14 protein-coding genes are annotated in these 22,017 nt (G+C 60.5%); 6 read left to right on the top strand and 8 right to left on the bottom strand.

Annotated features, from left to right (window positions below; all coding sequences use genetic code 11):
• Positions 1-20 precede the first annotated feature (20 nt).
• The gene (locus tag IQ265_RS14315; protein WP_194054725.1) at positions 21-629 is read right to left on the bottom strand and encodes a hypothetical protein; all 609 of its coding nucleotides are present in this window, start codon (positions 627-629) and stop codon (positions 21-23) included.
• Positions 630-1,298: 669 nt separating this feature from the next.
• Here IQ265_RS14315 and bchD point away from each other — a divergent pair.
• The 4 genes from bchD (at position 1,299) to IQ265_RS14335 (ending at position 7,261) form a co-directional block, all read left to right on the top strand.
• Entirely contained in the window at positions 1,299-3,020 is a 1,722-nt protein-coding gene (bchD, locus tag IQ265_RS14320; protein WP_347404965.1) for a magnesium chelatase ATPase subunit D, read from the top strand.
• A gap of 131 nt (positions 3,021-3,151) precedes the next feature.
• Positions 3,152-5,056: an adenylate/guanylate cyclase domain-containing protein gene (locus tag IQ265_RS14325; protein WP_194054727.1), complete on the top strand. Its 1,905-nt coding sequence runs from the start codon at positions 3,152-3,154 to the stop codon at positions 5,054-5,056.
• An 18-nt stretch (positions 5,057-5,074) separates the two neighbouring features.
• A complete protein-coding gene (locus IQ265_RS14330; RefSeq protein WP_194054729.1) occupies positions 5,075-6,067 on the top strand; it encodes a pentapeptide repeat-containing protein in 993 nt (330 codons plus the stop codon).
• A gap of 90 nt (positions 6,068-6,157) precedes the next feature.
• Positions 6,158-7,261: a DUF389 domain-containing protein gene (locus IQ265_RS14335; protein WP_194054731.1), complete on the top strand. Its 1,104-nt coding sequence runs from the start codon at positions 6,158-6,160 to the stop codon at positions 7,259-7,261.
• 76 nt (positions 7,262-7,337) lie between these two features.
• On the opposite strand, the gene IQ265_RS14340 is transcribed toward IQ265_RS14335, so the two are convergent.
• The 5 genes from IQ265_RS14340 to smc all read right to left on the bottom strand — a co-directional run bounded on the left by IQ265_RS14340 (position 7,338) and on the right by smc (position 15,759).
• Positions 7,338-8,261 carry a PRC-barrel domain-containing protein gene (locus IQ265_RS14340; RefSeq protein WP_194054733.1) on the bottom strand — a complete coding sequence of 308 codons (924 nt, stop codon included), beginning with the start codon at positions 8,259-8,261 and terminating at the stop codon, positions 7,338-7,340.
• A 297-nt stretch (positions 8,262-8,558) separates the two neighbouring features.
• The gene (locus tag IQ265_RS14345) at positions 8,559-9,851 is read right to left on the bottom strand and encodes an SPFH domain-containing protein (RefSeq protein WP_194054735.1); all 1,293 of its coding nucleotides are present in this window, start codon (positions 9,849-9,851) and stop codon (positions 8,559-8,561) included.
• Positions 9,848-11,221 (bottom strand): SPFH domain-containing protein, encoded by a 1,374-nt coding sequence (locus tag IQ265_RS14350; RefSeq protein ID WP_228037889.1) that lies wholly within the window; start codon positions 11,219-11,221, stop codon positions 9,848-9,850. Before IQ265_RS14350 ends, IQ265_RS14345 begins: the two co-directional genes overlap by 4 nt.
• Positions 11,222-11,248: 27 nt before the next feature.
• A complete protein-coding gene (locus IQ265_RS14355; RefSeq protein ID WP_194054738.1) occupies positions 11,249-11,869 on the bottom strand; it encodes an OB-fold-containig protein in 621 nt (206 codons plus the stop codon).
• 173 nt (positions 11,870-12,042) lie between these two features.
• The gene (gene smc / locus IQ265_RS14360; RefSeq protein ID WP_194054740.1) at positions 12,043-15,759 is read right to left on the bottom strand and encodes a chromosome segregation protein SMC; all 3,717 of its coding nucleotides are present in this window, start codon (positions 15,757-15,759) and stop codon (positions 12,043-12,045) included.
• Positions 15,760-16,082: 323 nt separating this feature from the next.
• Between smc and IQ265_RS14365 the strand changes: the two genes are divergently transcribed.
• On the top strand, positions 16,083-16,436 hold the full coding sequence (locus IQ265_RS14365; protein ID WP_228037906.1) for a resolvase: 354 nt from the start codon (positions 16,083-16,085) through the stop codon (positions 16,434-16,436).
• Positions 16,437-16,505: 69 nt separating this feature from the next.
• Here IQ265_RS14365 and IQ265_RS14370 read toward each other — a convergent pair whose 3' ends face one another.
• Both IQ265_RS14370 and IQ265_RS14375 read right to left on the bottom strand, forming a co-directional pair.
• Positions 16,506-20,156, bottom strand: a complete 3,651-nt coding sequence (locus IQ265_RS14370; protein WP_194054742.1) for a CAAX protease — start codon at positions 20,154-20,156, stop codon at positions 16,506-16,508.
• A gap of 95 nt (positions 20,157-20,251) precedes the next feature.
• A complete protein-coding gene (locus IQ265_RS14375) occupies positions 20,252-20,827 on the bottom strand; it encodes a Uma2 family endonuclease (protein WP_194054744.1) in 576 nt (191 codons plus the stop codon).
• Between the two features lie 321 nt (positions 20,828-21,148).
• Here IQ265_RS14375 and IQ265_RS14380 point away from each other — a divergent pair, with 321 nt between their 5' ends.
• A complete protein-coding gene (locus tag IQ265_RS14380; RefSeq protein WP_194054746.1) occupies positions 21,149-22,000 on the top strand; it encodes an STAS domain-containing protein in 852 nt (283 codons plus the stop codon).
• The last annotated feature ends 17 nt before the right edge of the window (positions 22,001-22,017 follow it).

Below are 22,017 nucleotides of genomic sequence, written 5' to 3' on the forward strand. Positions count from 1 at the left end.
TACAGCCTACCGTCATCACCCTAAACGATACGGCCATTGGGTTCTAGCAGTGCCAGAGTCAGCGTAGGCGGCTCGATTACCAGCAGCGTTTCGTCGCCTCGGCGAGCCAGCTTGGCCGCAATCTCCAGTACCCGAGCCGCGTCAGTGTCTTGCTTAAAAAAGCTGTAGTAGCGGTTGTTGTAGGTTAGCGCCATCAGCGGTTTAGTAACATCGGGCACCTGCAGTCGGCAGGTCTGGTAGGCGCTCTTATCAACTGCTATCAGGCAGGATTGAGGCCCAAACACGGGGCGAATACCATAGTTTGGCTGACGGGTCGGGGGGGCATAGCGCGCGCCGGGTTCGTGGGCCCAGACCGCATAGCCCCGGCGAGTCAGCGTCATCGCTGCGGTGTTGTCTCGTTTACCTAACCGCAGCACAACATCAATTGCCTTGCGCGCCTCCGGCACAATTTTAAGAAAGCTGTAGAACTGATTGTCCACATAGATAGCCGACAGTCGCTGGTCGGTATCGGGTACGCGAATGTGGCAGGGCGCATACAGATCGCGGTCAAATAGCAGCTTACAGGCCATGGCTAAGGTTGRCACAGCCGCTAAAGAGGCCAGGGAATCGAGGCGGGGGGAAACGCTCATAGGGCAGGAACAATTGCGGTGGGTGGGGCCATTACCGGGGGAACAATCCCGGCAACAGTAGGTTTACTCAATAGCATGGGGGATAGTCAGTAATTTCCCAATGTTGAAATAACGGAGGTTTTGCTGGCTCAGTAGAGGTTTTGACTGAGGAAAATACGGAGGCTGGAAACCGTTTGCAACATAATGCAACACAATGCGGGTACGGGCAGGGTGGTTGGCTACCTGCGGGGGCCATCTATTCGGTCTGGCCCTGGCCAGGACAGGGGTAGGGTTTGGCAATTCCTGATAAGGTAAAAGACTGACCTCTTGCCCATTCTGAGTACGTTGCCTGCGCCATGACGGCTACAGTAGATTCCCCAATTCCGGTTGTATTTCCCCTGGCGGCGGTGGTCGAGCAGGGAGCGATCAAAATGGCCCTGCTGCTGGCGGCGGTCGACCCCAACCTGGGTGGGGTTGTCATTGCCGGACGCCGCGGCACGGCCAAGTCGGTTATGGCCCGAGCGCNTGNCWCYWRYTCNCWKCYCCNNNCCMWYGAGRYAWYYSAGGRTYYCKKMTGCNNCGYCKWCYSCWYSRMMMMRMAAMNTGWRGRAWNGAYCRNNAWMCMGYRATCSMWYCRRCKMCGCCCCCGATCCTGCCGACCTGCCCACCCGCGTTATTCCCGCCCCCTTTGTGCAAATTCCGCTGGGCGTCACCGAGGATCGGCTGCTGGGTTCAGTCGATGTGGCGCGCTCGATTCAGGCCGGAGAGAGCGTGTTTCAACCGGGGCTGCTAGCCGAGTCTAACCGGGGCGTGCTCTACGTTGACGACATCAACCTGCTCGACGACCAGGTGGCTAACCTGCTGCTGGCCTCCCTCACCGCCCGCCGCAACCAGATCGAGCGCGAGGGGCTGAGCTTTCAGCACCCCTGCGAACCGCTGCTAATTGCTACCTACAACCCCGAGGCCGGGCCGCTGCGCCAGCACCTGCTCGATCGCATTGCGATCGCCCTCTCTGCCGACGGGGCCATGACCCTTGAAGATCGGGTGGCAGCCGTGGAGCAGTCGACCCAGTTTGCCAACGATCCCCAGGCGGTGATTGCCGCCTACGCCGACGAGATCGACGCCCTCAGAACCCAGATCATTCTGGCGCGGGAGTGGCTCAAGGAGGTCACCATCAGCCGGGAGCAGATTCAGTACCTGGTGACGGAGGCGCTGCGGGGGGGGATTCAGGGGCATCGGGCCGAGCTGTTTGCGGTGCGGGTGGCCAAGGCCCACGCCGCCCTGGAGGGCCGCGCTGAGGTGAGTGCCGACGACCTGCGGGTGGCGGTGGAGCTGGTAATTGTGCCCCGGTCTCTACTGCCCCAGGACATGCCGGAAGAGCCGCCCCCACCCCCACCCCCACCGCCCTCCAACCAGGATCAAGACGAACCCCAGGACAATACAGAAGATCAGGATCAGGATAAAGAGGAGGACGACGACACCCCCGACGAGGACGACAGCCCCCCCAGCATTCCTGAGGAGTTTGTCTTTGACCCCGAGGGCGTCATCATTGACCCGTCAATGCTGTTGTTTGCCCAAACCATGGGTCGCCAGGGCAAATCCGGCAACGCCAACCTGATCTTCTCAGAAGAGCGGGGCCGCTATATCAAGCCCTTTTTGCCCCAGGGGCCGGTGCGCCGCATTGCGGTCGATGCCACCCTGCGGGCCGCCGCCCCCTACCAAAAGGCCCGCCGCGATCGCGAACCCAACCGTCGAGTCATTGTAGAGCAGGGCGATATTCGCGCCAAGCGCCTGGCCCGCAAGGCCGGATCGCTGATTATTTTTGTCGTCGACGCCTCAGGTTCGATGGCGCTCAACCGCATGCAGTCGGCCAAGGGGGCCGTACTGGAGCTGCTCACCGAAGCCTACCAAAACCGCGACCAGGTGGCGCTAATTCCCTTTCGGGGTGAGCAGGCGGAGGTCTTGTTGCCCCCCACCCGCTCGATCGCCATGGCCCGACGGCGGCTAGAGCGCATGCCCTGCGGCGGCGGCTCGCCCCTGGCCCACGGCCTGACCCAGGCGGTACGGGTAGGCGTCAACGCCCAGCAGTCGGGGGATGTGGGCAGCGTCGTGATTGTGGCGATTACCGACGGTCGCGGCAACGTGCCTCTGTCCCGCTCCTTAGGCGAAATGCCGGAGCCCGACGCCCCCAAGCCCGACATCAAGCAGGAGCTGCTGGAGATTGCGGGGCGCATTCGCGGGGTGGGGTATCAGCTCCTGATTATCGACACCGAGCGCAAGTTTGTCTCCACCGGGTTTGGTAAAGAATTGGCAAAGACCGCCGGGGGCCGATACTACCAATTGCCCAAGGCAACCGACCAGGCCATTGCTTCTATGGCCCGTGGGGCGATCGCCGATATGAAGAGTGGGTAAACAGTTCTGCTTTTGGCCTCTATTTGGCGCGTTGCCCGGTCTAGACGGGCAATATGTAAAGTATGAGCGTCTGGGGGTCTGCCCCTGTCCCGGATGCGGCCCATACCTGCTGTGCACCATTGCGAGTCGCCATGGAACGTCGAGTGTCATCGTTATCCCAGGGGCAACGCCTGCTCGCTGCCATCATGATCACCGACGCGGTGGGCTTCAGCACCCGCATGTCGACCGACGAAGAGCGCACTCTGCGACTAATTGACCGCGACCTGACGCTAATCGGCGATATCTGCCGAGAGTTTGGCGGCACCGTGCTCAAGTCAACGGGCGACGGCCTGCTGATTTACTTCTTGAGTGCTGTCGAGGCGGTCTCTTGCGGGCTGGAGATGCAGCGGCGGCTGATCGACTTGGCCGAGGGGCTAGAGCCCGATCAGTATCTGGACCACCGCATTGGTATTCACCTGGGCGATATTCTGGTCAGCGAGCAAGACGTGATGGGCAACGGGGTAAATATCACCGCTCGCCTGCAAACCTATGCCAAACCGCGAGGCCTGTGCGTATCGCGCACCATTTATGACGTTGTGAAGGCTCGGCTTACCCTCCATGCCACCTTCCTCGGGCCGCTGCACCTCAAGAATATAGAGGAGCCGGTGCCCGCCTACCAGCTGGCCCTCCAGGCCGAAGACACCGAGCCCGGTCCCCACGGGTCTGAAGACCACACCTGCACCCTGCCCATGACCACCGAGGCGCTGCTGGACAACGCTGTCCGCACCCTCAGCACCCATACCCACAGCCTGCGAATTAAAAAACTGGTGTTTGCCACGTATCAGCAGGCCTGGGAAAACGATTCTAAGGTGCTAGAACAGTTTGACCTCAGGGTGCTGCTGTTGTCGCTGCGCGATCGCTACCCTGCCCTGGCCGACCTAGAAGTTCAATTCAAGCGGGTGGTCGTTGGGCTCAACCGCCAAGATATCTACAGCGAGGTAACCGACACCATTCTCAAACAGCTTCAAACCTGGTACGGGCGATCGCTGTTCCAAAACCCAGAGGGGGCCGAGTCAGCCTTTACCCAGCTAACGGTGCGCTCGCTCGACGAGCAATGTCAGGCCACTGCCGACCAGTTTGACCGCAGCCCCGATGCGCTGCGGCTGCGCAAGCTGCTCCACTGCATCTGCTACGGTAGCTGGGAAAACGACCCCAGCCGCCTCACCCAAATCCCTTTGCCAGCCCTGATTCAGCAGACGCTGATGGTAGCCCCCAAACCTCAGGATCTGCGCTACCGCCTGGGTCGCATCGTCAAGCACCTCAACCGACGCCAGCAGTACACGCGGCTGGCCAACCAAATTGTGGCGGGCTTTCAGCCCCTCTACCAAAGCCAGTCTGGGGCATGGCCCGACGCCACAGCCCTGGCCGAATCGACGGTATTAGCCGAGGCGACCGCTCTGGCCGAACCCTCCGGCCCCTCCGGCGGCAGCGAGGGCGGCTACACCACGCTCACCAGTTTGGCTGGCCCTGAGCAGCCCGCCGATTTGACCACTCTCCACGGCACCCTTTCTAACCCCCTGGGTGTAGGCCATGAAGATAGTGGTCCCCGGCGCGATCGCTCCTCGCTGTTTGACCTGCGGGGCGATATTGTTCAGTACGCTAACCCGCTACGGGCTAAAATTCTGCTGTATTCCTGCCTGCATGGCCCCTTTGGCTACACCCCCCAAGACTGGTCTAACCTCAATCGCCGCACCCTCAACGACCTGCTTGAGCAAACCTTCGAGTATTGCCCCACCTATACCGATTTAGACAGTAAGCTATCCATTATTGCCCACTGCCTGGGCCGGGCTGGCGATAGCGGTCAGGTGGCTAGCGCCATTACCCAGGCCATGCGGGCCTACTACCCCCAGGATCCCAACGTTCCGCTAGAGCCCCTATCCCCAGTGCAGGCCGATGTTCCCAGTCAGCCTCACCCCCCTGCCGCTGGGCGCGAGTTGACTAGCCGTGGCGATCGCCCCGCCGTGGTGGCTCGATCCTCCGCTCGATCCTCCGCCTAAGCCCCCCTGGTTTTCGATATGAACGCCCGTGAACTGCTCGATGCCTATGCCCGTGGCGAGATGGATTTTAAAGGTAAGACCCTGGTTGGTATTGATCTGGCCGGGGCTGATTTAATTGGGGCCAACCTGGTGCAGGCCGATCTCGAAAACGCCAACCTGATGCTGGCCTTTCTGACGCGGGTGCGGTTTCGCCAGGCCAACTTATCGAAGGCGCGCCTGGGCGGTGCCAACCTCAACCAGGCCGATCTATCGGCGGCCATGCTGCGCGATGCTGACCTGCACGGTGCCAGCCTGCAGGGAGCCGACCTGCGCAGTGCCGATATGACCCTCGCCGACCTGCTCGACGCCAACCTGACCGGGGCCGACCTGCGCAACGCCGACCTCAGCGGGGCCAACCTCACCGGAGCCTGCCTGCGAGGGGCCAACCTGCGTCAGGAAAACCGCAAGTACACCACCAACCTGCGGGGAGCCAAGCTCCGCTTAGCCGACCTGCGGGGTACCAATCTGTCGGGGGCCGATCTGGCCTATGTTGACCTCAGCGGGGCCAACCTGAGCGAGGCCGTGCTGCGCGATGCCAACCTGAAGGGAGCAAACCTCCAGGGGGCGCTGCTGCGCAACGCCAACCTCAGCGATGTCGATCTCAGTCAAAGCTGCTTGGAGTCAGCTGATCTGACCCACTGCCGATTTCCGCGCAGCAACCTCAGCCAGGCTAACCTCAACCGCACCAGTGCCAGAGGGGCCGACTTCACCGAAGCCGTCATGGCGCTGGCTCAGATGGATGACTGCAACCTGGCCGATTCCCGGTTTAGCCGGGCCGACCTGGCGCGAGTTACCTTGCGCCGCTCAGTTTTGACTAAAGCCCTGCTGGTAGAAACCTACCTGGGCCGAGCCGATCTCACCGACGCCAACCTCAGCGAAGCTATTTTAGAACGGGCCGAAATCAGCAGCACCACCCTGGCCAATGTCATTCTGACCGGAGCGACCATGCCCGATGGTACGATCCACGGGTAGTGGGGAGGGTAACGGCTGCTCAGATTCGACTTAATGTTTGAGAAGGGGCTGTGCCAATGTTGACTGCGCCGCTGGGTTGAGGGCTGAAATTTGAAGTTTGATCGATTCAAACTGCTGCGGTGGGGCCAGCTCGTCGGCCAACACAGCTGCCGCGCTTGGCTCAGCGTCCAGACCTGGCTACGGGATACGTTCTTAGCCGCAGCCGCCTGGGTCGAAAATGCTCTGTCTCCGATGCGGCGGCAGGCGGCGGCAGGCGATCTAACCCGCCTTCGCCAAGACCTGTTAACCGAATCGCAGCTGAGCTGGCATTACCTGGTGCTGGTGGTAGGGTCGTGCATCATTGCCACACTGGGGCTGCTTGCTAACAGCGCCGCTGTCATCATTGGGGGTATGCTGATTGCGCCCCTGATGCTGCCCATTCGCGGGGCGGCCTTAGGCATTCTAGAGGCCGATCGCATTCTGATTCGGGCCAGCATGCTTGCTTTGATCGCTGGTTCGCTTTTGGCGGTGGCCATCTCAGCGCTGCTAGGGGCAGTGACCGGAGTGGCCCAGTTTGGCAGCGAAGTGCTGGCCCGCACCCAGCCTACCCTGCTCGATCTGGGTATTGCGATTACGGCTGGGGCCTTGGCAGGGGTGGCTAAGGTGGAGCCCAAGCTGTCGAGCACGGTGGCGGGAACGGCGATCGCGGTAGCCCTCATGCCCCCTATCTGTGTAGTAGGTCTGTGGCTGGGGCAGGGCAATTTAGCCCTCAGCCGCGGGGCCTTGCTGCTCTACCTGACCAACTTATTTGGCATTACCCTGGCCTGTATGGTGGCCTTTGTGCTGTTTGGTTACTCAATGGTGCGCCGGGCGCGACGGCCTCTGGGCATCACGCTAATTTTCACCACTCTGTTAATTATTCCCCTGGGCGCTAGTACCGTGCAGCTGCTCCAGCAGAACCAGCTAGAAGCCAGCGTCAAAACGGCGCTGCTCGATCGCACGCTCACCTTTCAGCGCGTCACCCTGGTTGACATGGACGTTAACTGGCTAACTACCCCGCCCGAAATCTCTCTCACGGTACGCGCCTCAGAACCCATCACGCCCAAACAGGTCGAACTGCTTGAACAATTTTTAGTCCAAGAAATGAGACGCCTGTACAAACTCACATTTTTTGTTAGCCAGGTGGAAGAAGTGATCAGCAACCCACACGACTAAAACGGTCAAATCAACGCAGTAAACTAGCGCTTAGATAGGTCGCTGAAGGCAGGCTGTATGTGCACTAAACCTAGCCCTAATAATCCAGCTCCTCTTCGTATTCGGTGACCTTTTTCTTTTGGGGAATATTGAGGGGCTTGGGCTCGTAGGGTTGGCCCTCGTCTTCCTCAGTCCAGACATCTTCGGTGACGTCTTGGAAGTCGGCGTCGTAGGCTTTGTAGCCGCCCTGGTCATCGAGGGTGGCGGCCTGATAGCGCTCGGCGGGCTGCTGGGCCTGGAGCGGTTCTTCAATGCGCTCGGGTTCGCCCCAGTCGTCGTCGCTCCAGCGCTCCTCGGCGGCAGCCGGTCGAGCTTTGCTAAATTCGGCGGGCACCTGCACCCCAGAGGGCAGCTGGTTCGCGGTCGATACCGGCATGATGTATTCGCTGTCGTCGTTGCGGTCCCACGGGGCACTGCCAATGCCCAGGCGCTCTAGCAGGCCAACGCTGAGCTGCACCATTTTTTCTTCGGCACCTTCGAAAACGATCAGGCGATCGGGGCCGCTGCTGACCACTTCGTCGATGGAGAGTTCGTAAGTGCTGATGACCTGGTCAGGAATTTGGGGTAGCCCAAAGGAGGCAATCACAATAGTTTCGATGCGGCCATTGGTAACGTCAAACTTGAAGCCCCGCACCCGGCCCAAGGGCTCGCCGGTTTCGGTAATAACCTCACAGTTGACCAGCGTGCTGTAGGGGGCAACGCTCATTTCGTCATCCAGCGCTGCCTCGTCGTCAACCAAAATCACATCCCCGATCTGGCGAATGTTGGTCAGGGCCATGACCTGCTGGGTGCTCGACACTAGCCCAGACATAATATTTTCTCGCAGACCAATAGCTACGACCTCTCGCTGGTCGACATCAACCCAAACCTGGCTGACAATGCCCAGTCGCTGGCCAGAGTTGCGGGTAATCACCTGAGTACCCAGGAAGTCGGAGCGGAGACGATACTTGTCTAAGGTCATGTTTAATCCATCTCGTAAACCGAGACAACAGATCGCTGAAAGTTCAAGCCTGTAGGCGAATCGCCTTGCCAGAAGACAATAGAACCCCTTAGCCTGAATAGTTATCTTAACTAGAATCGTCTAATTCTACAGGAGGGAAGACCGAACTACCAGACCGGGCGAGACGACCTGCGCCACGGATGATGACAGCCTTGATGACAACTGGTCTAGTGCAGCGTCAATACTAGAAATTAGGGTTCCTGTAGGTTGGGTTCCACTCTGTTTCACCCAACCTACAAACTTGGTCTTGACAGACCACTAGCTTTCGGGGCCCTGGTCTGGATGAGCGCCCATCGGCGGAGACATTGGGGCTGAGGGCAAGTTGCCCTGGGCCAGGGTTTGCACCGTCTGGGTGAGGTCTAGCCCTGTGGCCTGCTTGAGCTGCTCCATGAAGCTGGCTAGCTTAGTGGCGCTGCCGCCACCGCCTGGGTCGATCACGGTGATACTTTCTACCTCTACATCGGGCACGGTGGCGACCAGGTTGACCAGCAGCGCCTCCAGCTTCTGAAAGAGAAAGATTTCCCGCGCGTGGTCGCCAGCGGCCTTCCAGGTGGTGGCCAGTTCGCGAATGCCCTCGGCGCGGGCACGACCGTCTTCGACGATGCTGGCGGCGTCGCCTTTGGCCTGGGCCTGGGCCTGCTGACAGGCGGCGGCGGCGGGGGCAATTACATCGGCCTGGAGCTGTTGCTCGACCTGGTTGCGGCGTTCGCGCTGGACGGCGAGTGCGGCCTCGGTGCGGGCCACCTCGGCGGCGATTTCAGATTCGGCCTCGGAGATGGCGGCTTGGCGCTGACTGAGAGCATTTTGCAGGCGGCGATCGGCGTCAGCGCGAGTGGTTTCAATCTTGGCTTCGATCTGGCGCAGAGAGGTGCGCTTGAGGTTTTCGGCGGACTGGAGAGCAGACTGGGCTTTGGCCTCGGCTTCGGCGATGCGGGCATCGCGCAGCAGGTCGGCGCGCTGCTTGCGGCCAATGGAGTTGAGGTAGCCGACATCGTCGGAGATGTTCTGAATTTGCAGGTTGTCGAGAATCAGGCCGAGCTGGGCCAGGTCGTCGTCGGCTTCGTCGAGCAGGTTGCGCACAAAGGCCATTTTGTCTTCGTTCACCTGCTCGGGGGTGAGGGTGGCGAGCACGCCGCGCAGGTTGCCCTCCAGGGTTTCGCGGGCGATTTTTTCGATCGCCTCGCGGCTCTTGCCCAGCAGGCGCTCGATCGCGTTGTGAATAGCGGGTTCTTCCCCGGCAATTTTGATGTTCGCTACGCCGTCAACGCTGAGGGGAATGCCGCCCTTGGAGTAGGCGTTGGTGACCCGCAGCTCGATGATCATGTTGGTGAGCTCCATGCGGAAGGTTTTTTCCAGCAGGGGTTTGCGAATGCTGCTGCCGCCCTTGACCAGGCGATAGCCAACCCGACGGCCATCGCTGACCGTGCGGCGATCGCCCGAGAAAATCAGCACTTCGCTGGGCTGACAGATGTAGTACAGGTTTTTAATGATCAAGAGGAGGCTGCCGGTAGCGCCAAACATGACCACCAGCAGAGCAAGAATCAGGCTCATAGTTTCTCCGAGGAGTGAGTGGGGGCATTCGGCTGAGGCGGCACCTGGGTCGCCAGACTGGCGGACAGGGGAATACCGAGGATATCTTCGGACTGCCGTAGAAACTGCTTCACCATCTCGGGATAGGCATTGAGCAGGGATGCGATCGCCTTGCCGTCCCCGTTATCGATCACGTTTACCTGGCCGAGGTGGAGGCGACCCGGAATGCGACCGGCCTCTTTAAGCACCATTTCGAGCTGCTGCACCAGGAAGATTTGGGAGGCGTCAACCCCCGTGTCCTGCCACACCTTGACCAGCATTTGGCTGGCCTGGGCTGAGGCTTTAGCATTTTCTTCGAGGGTGGCGGAAGTGCCGCGAGCCTGAAATTCTTGGGCGCGCTGCTGAGCTTTGGCGGGCAGCACCTGCTCTACCTCTAATCGCGCCTGCTCCAGGTTGGCGCGAATGGCTTGTAGCTCCCGCTGAGCACGGGCGCGGGCTTCGGCGGCGGCGGCCAGGGTACGCTCTTCTTCAATGCGAGCCTGCTTTTCGACCTCGGCGGTGATGCGGCGCAGCTCGTTTTCTTTTTCTTGAATAACGGTGCGGGCCTGGGTTTGGGCGACTTCGGCCTGGCGGGTGCTGTCGGCCTCAATCTGCTCGGCTTCGGCCACGGCGTTGGACTCGGCGATTTCGGCGTCGCGTACCACGTTGGCAATCTGGCGACGCCCGATGGAGTTGAGGTAGTCGACTTGATCTGAAACACTCTGAATTTTTAGGGTGTCGAGGTGTAGACCAAGCTTGACCAGGTCGTTGCGCACATCGCTGGCAATACGTTCGGCAAACTCCAGGCGGTCCTCGTTGAGCTGCTCGGGGGTAAGGGTAGCCACCACGCCCCGCAGGTTGCCCTCCAGGGTTTCGCGGGCGACGCGGGCAATTTCTTCGGACCCTCGCCCTAAAAAGCGCTCGATCGCGTTGCCCACCAGAGCCTCATCGCGGGCGATTTTAACGTTGGCGATCGCTTGAATATCCAGCGGTGTGCCGCCTTTAGAGTAGGCGTTAGTGACCTCAATGGGCACGGGCATGGTGGTCAGATCCATGGTTTTGACCGTTTCGAGAATCGGAATCCGGAAGGTACGCCCCCCGTAAATCACGCGATAACCTGTGGTCTCACCATCGGGGCGGCGGTACTTACGGCCCGAGATGATCAAAATTTTGTTGGGGTCACAAATTTGCACCAGGGCGTTGACGCCCCAAATAGTAATCAAAATGGCAAAGATGAGGACGGCGATCGCCCCACCCCCCAGGGCTCGACTGCCGGTCTGCCCGATTACTGGAACCGGGGATATTACCTCTGCCACCGCTACCGACTCGGTCCTGCTTATTCCATCCGCCATAGCGTGCTATTTCCTTGATCAATAGTCCTAGGTCTGTAACCCCTCAGTGGAGGCTACCCACAGCTTGTTGTGCTCTAACCCCACCACCAGCACGGCGTCTCCTTTCTGAAATTCCCGCTCCTCCTGAGTCATGGCGAAAAAGCTGATGGTCGAGTCGCGCAGGCGCAGATATACTTTGCCCCGGCTGTGGGCATCGAAGGGAATTTCTACCGTGGCGATCTGGCCGGTCAACTCTTCGGGGCGAATCAGGCTGCTGACCGGCTGCCGGGCGAGCGATCGCAGCACCAGAGCCGCCACCAGCCCACAAAATAGCCCCATCAGTAGCGCCAGCAGGGTGGTTAGCCACCCGGCCAGATTGGGCTGTGCCCAGGTGAGCAGCAGCCCTGTGAGGCCAAAGAAGCAGAGCGCAAAGGTCCAAAACCGCAGGCTGAGGAAGGGCAGCCACCAGCGGTTGCGCAATGCGGCAAAGGTTTCGCCCAGGTGGGTACCAAAATCGATATCGTTCAGGCTACCATCGCCATCACTGTCGATAGCAACATCAAAATCGCCATCGAAATCGCCCGCCAGGTCTACGCCATCGAGCCCGCCTAGGGCAGCCAGAAAGACAAAAATGCCCCCCACAATAAAGCAAATTCCGTAGACCAGCATGGCTTCACGCTACCTCTGGGGTCACCGATGTTCGTCCCCGTTGCCAGGGTACTCGCGACGCGGCGACCAGCGCCCGTTTTCTTCACCGACCTTAATTAGAAATCCTGCTTTGGGAGGATGATCAATACGGCGCGTTGTGGAGATCAATCTTTCTGCACGGAAACATGATGCATCTAGAGAGTAGCGCTCTGGGCCTGTAGGTCGATACCGAGCACCTGGGTGTAGGCTCCCCGCGCCTGGGTGACGCCAATGGTGCGCTGAGCCGATTCGATCATGGGGCGGCGCAGGCTCACCACAATAAACTGGGCCGACTCGGCCTGGCGCTTGATCATGCGTGAGAGGCGCTCGACGTTGGCCCCATCCAGAAACATGTCAACTTCATCGAAGGCGTAGAAGGGGGAGGGGCGATAGCGCTGCAGGGCAAAGATAAACCCCAGCGCCGTGAGCGATTTTTCACCCCCGGACATCGAGGCCAGTCGTCGCACGGGCTTACCCTTGGGGTGAGCGACCAGGTTAAGGCCGCCGTTGAAGGGGTCTTCGGGGTCCTCAAGCTGGAGGTGGCCGTCGCCGTCGGAAAGTTCGGCAAAGATGGCCTGAAAGTTTTCGTTGACGGCGTTGTAGGCCTCGGTAAAAGCCTGGCGGCGTAGAGTGGTAAACGTTTCGATGCGCAACAGCAGTTCGGTGCGCTCCTCTTCGAGGGTGGTGAGCTTGTGGGTGAGTTCGCCCAGGCGCTCTTCGGTGCGGTTGTACTCTTCGAGGGCCAGCATGTTGACGGGCTCCATCGCTTCCATCCGGCGCTGGAGCGATCGCAGCTCTTTGCGCAACTCCTCCAAATCGGTCTCCGGCGGAATTTCAGGCAGCGGGTCGGGCAGCTCTGCCGCCTGGGTGGTCAGCAGTTCCTGGGCCTCGGCCAGCTGCTGACGGCGCTCCTGCTGGGTTTCGATCAATTTTTGGCGTTCCCACTCCTGCTGCTGGGTCTGGGTACGCTGAGCGCGCAGGCGCTGCTCTAGCTCGTCGCGGGCCGCTTTCTCAGCCGCCAGGGTTTGGTCGAGAGCCGCCATCTGCTGGCGCAGCTGAGCGATTTCGCTATTTAGAGCAGTCTGCTGCTGCTGGATCTGGGTGAGCTGCTGGTCGCGATCGCCCTGCTGCTGAGCCAGGGTCGTGAGCGTTTGCTGGGCCTGGTTGAGGGCCAAATCGAGCTGCTGGCGCTGGGTGTGTAGGTCTTGCAGATGGCGTTCGGCGGCCTGGAGCTCCTGCTGGCGATCGCTGAGCTGAGCCTCCAGCTGCCCCACCGCCGCCTGGGCCTGCTGCCATTCGCTGTGGGCCTGGGACTGCTCTAGCTCGCTGAGGGCCTGCTGCTGACGAGCAATTTCAGCCTCTTGTACGGGTAGCGACTCGGCAAGCTCTTGCAGGCGGGTTTGGGTGCTGGCTAGCTCTTGCTGGTGCTGGCTGAGCTGGGTGGCGAGGGTGGCACGCTGCTGGGCCTGCTGCTGCTGCTGGGCCTGCTGCTGCTCGCCCGCCAGCTGTAGCTCGCGGTACTGCTGGCGCTGGGCCATCAGAGACTGGGTGAGGGTTTGCAGGGTGGCGGAGGTGGTGTTGAGGTCGCGATCGCAGCGTTCCAGCATCACCTCGATGTCGCTCAGCCGCTGGCGCAGGGCCTGGGCCTCGCTAGACTCGGCGGGTTCAACGGTGCCAAAGTGCAGGCTGCCGGAGCGCGACGACACGTTGCCCCCGGTCATGGCCCCGCTGGTTTCTAGAATCTCGCCCTCCAGGGTGACAATGCGGTAGTCGCCCAGGTACTGCCGGGCCGACTGCAGCGTGTCGAACACCACGGTACTGCCGAAGGTGTAGCCAAAAATATCGCGATAGCGCGAGTCGCAGTCAATTAAGTTGACGGCGTAGTCGAGAAATCCGTCGGGGCGCTTCCAGTCGGGCACCGGGGTAAAGCGGGGGGCACGAATTTTGTTGAGCGGCAGAAACGTAGCCCGCCCCGCCTTGCGCTGCTTAAGAAACTGGATGCCCTGGGCCGCCACCCGATCGTCTTCGACCACCAGGTAGCCCAATCGCGCTCCAGCGGCAATATCTAATGCCAGCTGGTACTTGGGGTCGACCTTGCCCAGCTGAGCGACCAAGCCGCTAATGCCCGCCATGCCGCTTTCCAACAGCAGTCGGGTGGCGTGGGTGCCCTGGCTCTCCTGCATGGCCTGGGTTTGGGCCTCTAGCTTGTCGAGGTCGCGCTGCTTGTCGCGCTGTTCTTTGAGCAGGCGGGTCTGGGTATCGCGCTGCACCGAGAGTTCCGCCTCGGCGGCGGCAATTTTGGCGGCGGTGTCTTGGATAGCCTTCTCGGCTGCCGCCAGCCGCTGGGTGAGGCTAGCATCCTCGGCGGCAGCGGGACCGTCTCCCAGGGTACTGCTCTGCTCGTTAAGCGCTTCAATCTGCTGCTCTAGCTGGTGCAGTCGCTCCTGCAGGCGAATCTGCTCCGTGCGCTGAGGATCAATGTCGCGGCGCAGGGCTTCGATCGCCTGGCGCATCTGGGTCTGCTGCTGAATGCTGGTTTGGGAGGCGGAGGCGATCGCCAGAGTGGCCTGGCGGCGCTCTTCTAGGGCCTGCTGCACCTGGTCTTTGGCCGCGCTGAGGGCAACTAGATCTCCGGTTGTCAGGGCCGCGATCGCCTGGCCCACCTGTTCCAGATCGCGCTGCTGCTGCTGCCGGGCAATTTCGGTGTCGCGGCGCTGGGCCGCGGCTTGGTTAGTAGCGGCGCGGTTTTCCTGCTCCTGGCGCTGAAGCTGGCGCAGCTCGGCCTCATGGGTGGCGACCTGAGCCTGCAGGGCTAGGTGTTCGTCTTCGCCCATAGCTCGAATGTGGGCGTTGAGGGTGGCGAGTTCGGCATCGAGGGTGGCGATTGCCCCCTGCCCCTGGGCAATGGCCGCCGCCAGCGCGGTGGACTTAGCCTCACCCTGCTCTAGGGTTTGGCGCAGGGCGGCGATCGCCCGCTGCTGGCTCTGCCACAGCAGCACCGCTTCCCACTGGCTCTTGGCCTGAAAGGTCTCTTTGAGGCGCTGGTACTTTTCGGCTTTTTGCCGATCCTGGGCCAGGCGCTCCAGCTGGGCCTGCAGCTCGCGCTCCACAATGCGAAAGCGCTCCTCGTGGTCGCGCACGGCCTCCAGCTTGCCCCGGGCCTGGTCAATCTTGCGATCGAAGGCCGCTACCCCGGCCAGCTCGTCAATGATCTCTCGCCGCTCGCGGGAATTCATCGAAATAATGCTGGTGACATCCCCCTGGAGCACCACGTTGTAGCCTTCGGGATAGACGTGAAACCGCTGCAGCTGCTCGTGGAGCTGATTGAGGGTGCAGGGCTCACCGTTGATGTAGTAGTTTGACGTGTAGGTGCCCTGACTGGTCACCCGCAGCCGCCGGGTCACGCTCCACTCGCGACCCACGGGTAGGGGAACCAGGTTGGCACCGGGTTCTTCAGCGGTTGAAATATCTAGCGTCGGGGCATGGCCATTGCCGCCGCTGCCGTTTTCGCTGTGGCCGTTACTGCCGTTGCCGTTGGCCAGGCTGCCGTTGCCATTTGAGCCGTTACCCCCATCGTCGCTGCCCTCCATGAGCAGTTCGGCGGGCACATCGCTGAGGTCAAAGGTAACCGTGACGCTGGCCTCCGAGGTCGCGCGCCGACTCATCTGGCTCTGGTTGACCAGGTCGGGCAGGCGATCGGCCCGCATACCCTTAGAGCTGGCCAAGCCCAGGCCAAACAGCAGCGCGTCTAGAATATTCGACTTGCCCGAGCCGTTAGGGCCAGAAATAACGGTAAACCCAGGCAGCAGTGGAACCTGGGTCGTACCTCCAAACGACTTAAAATGCGACAACTCGACGCGCTTAATGTGCACTGGCCAGCGTTAACCTTCGGGCTTGAAACAAGTGTACTATGGCAATTTCTTTTTGACCACCTTATCTTTTGGATCCACAGCGTCATCTGCTGCTGCCGACTAAGTTTAGTGCAAAACCCCCAGTTTGTACGCTTGCGCTCAGCCCTCTAATTTGCCCTCTGCATCGCTGAAATCGCAATTTTCTGAGCAAATCGGATCAGGGTGGCACAATGAAGGGGCAAGTCTAACCCCCAAACCCCGTGAGCCAGCCTACCCCGCCACCCCTGTCTCAACCGGTGATTTTGGGCTTTGACCCCGGACGGCAAAAGTGCGGCCTCGCCATTATGGGGCTGGACCGCATGCTGCACTACCAGCAGGTTGTCGCAGCCGAGGCGGTGCTAAATGAAATTACGGCCCTGCGGCAGCGGTTCCCGATCTCAATGGTGGTGCTGGGCGACCAAACCGCCTCGCAAGGCTGGAAAGATACGCTCAGCCAGCTCCCCGACCCACCGCGCATTATGCTGGTTGACGAACGATATACGACGCTGGAGGCGCGCGATCGCTACTGGCAGATGTATCCGCCATCGGGGCTAGTGGGGCTGGTACCCCAGTCGCTGCGCAAAATTTCTCGCCCTATTGACGACATCGTGGCCATTTTGCTAATCGAGCGCTACCTGAACCGGCTAACGGGCACATAGGAACCGGCGCGTAGAGAATGGCGCTTAGAAACCGCCGTTGCTGCGGCTCGAACCGTCTTACTTAAAAGGCTAAAAGGTCATCGGCGCGATCGGTTCGATCGCCGGGTCGTGGCCGCCCACCTGGCTGGTGCGCAACACCCAGGCCGACGCGCCGTACTTGAGAAACTTGTGCACTACCACATCGCTGGCCTTACGGGGAAACACCGTACGCCAGCTGCCCAGGCCCATCAGCAAATTGCGCAGGGGCTCGTCTTCGATGGAGCTGCCCAGGTTAAACTCATTCTTCTCCCAAGCGGGGCGCAGGCTGCCCAGGGGTTGCAGCGTATCTTTGAGGTCTTTGTTAAAGAGGGCGAGCTGGTGCAGGGGCTCGGCCTGGTCGGGGTGTTGATCGATCAGGGCGTCGGCGTGGCGATAGAGACTGATGCCAATGCTTTGCAGGCTGGCAAACAGCGCCTGATTTGAGTCTTGGGAGCAGTTGTTGGACGGGCCGACGAAGGTGCCGCCAGTGCCGTCGCCGATGCGGTAGCGGGCGGTCATGGCCTGCAGGTGGGCCTCCATGCGGGTGAGAGGCGATCGCCGCTCGTCGTCAAAGTAGTAGTAGCGGCTAAAGGCATCGAGCTTGACCAGAATGTCACAGGTGGGCCGGGTGCCCAGCCAGCCCCGCTGGCGATCGCCCTGGTACCTCGACCAGTGAATGGTGCCTGCAATTAGCCCATCGATGTTGTGGGCGTAAACCTGGTAGTAGCGAATCTCAAATCGGCGCTCGTCAGCCAGTTGGTCGTGCACCACCTCGGCTCTGCCGTAGGCAAAGTGGCCAAAGAAAATTGGGGTGGCGGCGGAGGGTTCTTTTTGCTCGCCGCCAATGCCGCCGTAGGTGTGCAGAATGAGGGCGCGATCGCCCACCTGCCATTCGTCAATGGCCGCTGCGATGGCCTCCGGACGGCCATTGTCTCGCGCCGTGCAGAGTACCGAACCCACCTGCCCCTTCTGGGCCACCACATCGGCCCACGATTCTTTGCGAATGTAGCGGTAGGCCGCTTTTGCCCCACCAAACACGACCCGCTGGGGCTGCAGGCGAAACAGCGATCGCGGCCCCAGCGACTGCACCACAAAGGTGCCATCGGCATTCTGCGCCCCGTAGATGTACCAGCCCGACTCGTTGTAGGGCGAGGTCTCAAGTCCCTCGGTGGTAGAGGGGTCGCTGCCGTAAACCTCCATCCTGGCCACCGGGGGCAGACTCACCACCTCCTCGGGGCCAGCAAAGGCTCGACTACCGCGATCGAAGTGCCGCACTCGCCACTGATCGGTATCCACGACGGGCTCGATAAACTGCACCAGGCCGTAGTAGCGCCCGGTCACCTCCATGGGCTGGGCATCAATAAACAGCGTCACCCCGTCTTTATCGAGCATGACCTGGGGTGCTTCTACCACCACAATCATGTCGTCCTCGGGCAGCGACCCGGCCAGCGACTCTAGCGGATCGACCCGCAGCCAGTGGTTGAGCCGCACCGGGTTAATCACGCCGCCAAAGCGGCTGGCGTATTCGGCATCGGCGCTGAAGTGCACATCGTGGGTGACCGCCTGCACCAGCTTTTGGGTGAGCGGGTTGTCCGACCAGCGCAGCTTGACCACCTGGCCCAGCAGCCCTTGATGATCGGCTGGCGCGTGGTGAATTTCGTAAAAGACACCCCCAAACCGCCTGTGCTTGGGGGGCAAAATTAGCCGCCCAATCCAGTCGCCAATGGGGTGATAAAGATCGGCATTGGGCCGCTGATCGAGGGGGTAGCTCTGATACTGCACCAGGGGGTTGGCGGCAAAAATGTCGTAGTTATTCGCCTTGCCGCCCCGCTCTAGCTCGGCCTCTAATATTTCGCCCCGCAGAATAGCGTTGATGGTGTCGATGGTCTGCCCCAGAGAGCTGCGACCGTCGGGCAGCACCAGCTTGGGGTCGAGAATGCCCCCCGGCACCTGGTGCCCCACCGGCCCTAGAGACACAAAGCTGATTTTGCCCCGCCGCTTGGCCCGGTTCCAGTAGGAGAGGGGAAACAGCTTCCAGCGACCCGGAAAAATCTTGGGGCCGAGCTTCTCTACCACATCTTTCTCGCCCGACAGGTGGTAGAGGTGCTCCAGCTTGAGCAGGTTAATGTTGGCGCTGATAACCCCGCCCAGAGAGATCACGTCGATGGGAGCCCCCAATGCTCGCTTGAGGTAAGGGGCACTGGCGCAGGACATCTGCCCACCGCCGCTGTAGCCCATTAGCGTTACCGGAGTGCCGCTACCCACCTGGTAGCCGTTCTTAACCAAACCGTTGAATACCACCTGGGCAATGCCCTGGTTGTACAGCGGGCCGTAGCGCTTGTCGGCAGACACCCCCACAATTAGCACGTTGCGAATATTGACCAGCAGGCCCAGCACGCTCATGGGGTTGGCGAAACGCAGCCGGTCGGCATAGCGCCACAGAAATGACAGGGGCCGATCTTCGTCGAGGGGCGCATTCATTACTGAGTAGGGCATGATGCCGCGAATCAGCGCCATGCCCTGGGGCAGGGTGGGGGCCAGGGTGTCGAGAAATTCTTCGATGTCGGGCAGGTACTCAAAGCTGGAGATGCCAATGCCGTCGAGGTAGACTACGTAGCGGCTGATCCGGCTGGGGTCGGCCACGGGCTCGGCCAAATTTCCGGCGTTGACGGTGGTGTTGATCTCGTCGTCGTACCAGCCCGCCCACCAGCCCAGGGTTTCGAGCGGGGCCAGCAGTCCGGCCACCACCAGGGCCACCAGGCCAATCCAGATCAGGTTCAGCACCAGCCGCATCGGGGTGGGCAGGCCTGCCAGCCAGCCAAACCACCACTCGCGCAGGGGCCGCAGCAGGATCAGCACGATCGCCGTCAGCACCGCGATCGCAACCAAACCCAGCAGCGGCTTCAAGCTGTTGCCAAGGCGCTCGGCATTGGGGCCAGCATTGACGGCAACGGTCAGTTCACTGGCTCCGGCCATCGCCAGGGCGGTCGGTTCCCCCGTGACGGCGGCCATGACATTGCCCTGATTAAAAGCAGCAATGCGCTGGGTAAACTCCTCCTGCCAGCGGGTGGAGGTTTCAGCCAGGTTGTCGCGGTACGACTCGGCTAGGTCGCGGCGGTTGGTAACCAGCTCAACCCCGGCAGCCCGGTTGGCAATCCGCTTGCCTAGGTTGGCAATGGGTTGACCGACGGTGTTTTGCAGCACCTGCAGCACCACCCAGCCCAGGGCCACATAGCCAAAGGCGTTGCTAATGCCCAGGTTTGCGATCGCCGCCACCCCCACCACCATAGCCAGCAGGTGCCACACCGACAGCAGGTTGAGAATGGGCACCCCCAGGTAGGGCAGCGCCCCCAAAAACGCAAACAGCAGCGGCGCGTAGGCCGCCCCCAGCACCGTCACCAGCTGGCTCAAGGGTATGCTCCGTGTCCAGGGAGCTAGGGTGACCAGCCAGGTGCTCAGCACCAGAGCCAAAAAACCAAAGGCAAACAGCACCGCGTTGATGCCCAGGCTGAGGGCAAACCGGGCGGGCCGCACCTGATTGACAAACAAAACAATGCTCTGCCCAATGCCCTGGGATAGCCCTGCCAGCAGCACCAGCAGCAGCGCCAGCCCCTGCCCCCCTGGGAGCGTGGTGGCGATGCGAAAGGCTTCCTCATTGAGGGCAAAGACGTACCCCAGCACTTCCCAAAAGCGATCGAGCATTGGCCCAGCCTCAGTGGTATGGGGGGATTTTACTCCAAGGCCAAGGCCAAAATGGCCTCTGTTAGGTTAAATGAAGGGTTTGTGGCACGATCCCCCTAGCTCACCCTCAGCATAGCCTCAGCCGTCAGAGGCCAGGCTGGAAAATTGGGCGATCGCACCACCGCCTCTGCGGCAAACACCGCCTCCTCGTAGCCCTGCGCCGTGAGGCTAAAAACCGTCACCTGCCCCACCACCGGGTCGAGAATCCAGTATTCAGGGATGCCGCGCCACTCGTACTGGTTGCGCTTTTCTAAATAGTCACGGCGGCGATTTTCAGCCCCTGGGCTAACCACTTCTACCACCAGCAACGGGGGAGCCATTTCTAGCGTGATGGCAGCCTGCCCCAGTTCGCGCATCTGCTCGGGGTGCTCGGGACGCAAGACCGTCAGGTCTGGATAACGATTTTTGGGCTGCCCCGGCATAGCTAAGGCTAATCCTTGGAGACGAATCTGGCTCATATCTACTACAGCCTTCAAGGCCTCGTACAGCCTCAAGGCTCGATATAGGTTGTCATCAGATTCTGGCGGCATTTCAACCAGTTCTCCATTGGTGAGTTCGTGGTAGCCTTCGACCTCCTGGGCGTAGGCGAGAAAGTCGCTAAAGGTTTTGAGCTGGGGTTGAGCTTGTACCACGGGCGATCACCTGCTGCTCGATGCCGTTATTTTATCGGCTTACCAGGTGTGTGGTAAGGCTTTCCAGGTAGGACACGCGGCTAGCTACGGCCACCGCATCGTTGAGGGTTACGCAAACAGGGCGCCACTGTCGTGAGCCTCTTACCTGAGTGAACCTTGGCCAACCCATTACACAATTATTTCCCTGGAAAACCACTGGGCTGGAATAGTCCTACACTGATGGAGATGGCTCAGATTTGCCATTAAGGAACCCTAATCGCCCCTTAATGGCAGGTTTAGGGCAAACCGACACTGGTCTTGATGGATGAAGGAAAATGCCTCATGGACATGACTCACAGCAGCAAAATACCGGAGATACTAAAAATTCATGAGGCAGATCTGCTGTCGGAGTGGAATCAGGAGCTGATCGCGACCAACACCCGCAAAGGGTTAATCAAAGAAGCAGAGCTGCAGGAAGAGTGCCGGGAATTTCTCAAGCTGCTGCGCATTGCGGCTCAATCGGGTAATTTGAGCAATATTCAGGCGCTCGAATGGCGCGAGGTGCGGGAAATGCTATCCAGCATTTCGCGATCGCGCTCCCAAAAAGGCTTCACCCCCACTGAAACGGCTACCTTTATCTTTTCATTCAAACGACCGCTGTTTGATCGGCTGCGGCAGCAGTTGCACGACTCCGCTGAGCTAGGTGAAGAGGTTTGGCAAGCCACCGACCTGCTTGATCGCCTGGGCTTGCTGGTCATAGAAGCTTACCAAAAGTCGCGAGAAGAGGTGATTTTGCGGCAGCAAGAAGAAATGATGGAACTGTCCACACCCGTGGTCAAACTTTGGGATGGCATTTTGGCCCTGCCGATTATTGGCACCCTCGACAGTGCCCGTACCCAGGTGGTGATGGAGTCGCTCTTGCAGAAAATTGTTGAAACCGGTTCAGAAGTCGCCATTATTGACATCACCGGGGTGCCAACCGTCGATACGCTGACCGCTCAACATTTGTTGAAAACGGTTACAGCCGCCCGTTTAATGGGTGCCGACTGCATCATCAGCGGCATTCGACCTCAGATTGCCCAAACGATCGTGTATCTCGGCATTGATTTAACTGATGTAACGACAAAAGCAACCTTAGCTGATGCCTTTTTGATGGCATTAAAGCGAAGGGGAACGACGATCGCCCGTAAGTAGGTCCAGAGGAAAAACTG

Source organism: Nodosilinea sp. LEGE 06152 (genome assembly GCF_015207525.1).
In the GTDB taxonomy this organism is placed as follows: domain Bacteria; phylum Cyanobacteriota; class Cyanobacteriia; order Phormidesmidales; family Phormidesmidaceae; genus Nodosilinea.

Coding starts and splice junctions, on each gene's coding strand:
- IQ265_RS14355 (WP_194054738.1), bottom strand. CDS start 11,869: ATGCTGGTCTACGGAATTTGCTTTATTGTGGGGGGCATTTTTGTCTTT.
- IQ265_RS14370 (WP_194054742.1), bottom strand. CDS start 20,156: ATGCTCGATCGCTTTTGGGAAGTGCTGGGGTACGTCTTTGCCCTCAAT.
- IQ265_RS14330 (WP_194054729.1), top strand. CDS start 5,075: ATGAACGCCCGTGAACTGCTCGATGCCTATGCCCGTGGCGAGATGGAT.
- IQ265_RS14325 (WP_194054727.1), top strand. CDS start 3,152: ATGGAACGTCGAGTGTCATCGTTATCCCAGGGGCAACGCCTGCTCGCT.
- IQ265_RS14365 (WP_228037906.1), top strand. CDS start 16,083: ATGGGGCTGGACCGCATGCTGCACTACCAGCAGGTTGTCGCAGCCGAG.
- IQ265_RS14345 (WP_194054735.1), bottom strand. CDS start 9,851: ATGAGCCTGATTCTTGCTCTGCTGGTGGTCATGTTTGGCGCTACCGGC.
- IQ265_RS14340 (WP_194054733.1), bottom strand. CDS start 8,261: ATGACCTTAGACAAGTATCGTCTCCGCTCCGACTTCCTGGGTACTCAG.
- IQ265_RS14380 (WP_194054746.1), top strand. CDS start 21,149: ATGGACATGACTCACAGCAGCAAAATACCGGAGATACTAAAAATTCAT.
- IQ265_RS14350 (WP_228037889.1), bottom strand. CDS start 11,221: ATGGCGGATGGAATAAGCAGGACCGAGTCGGTAGCGGTGGCAGAGGTA.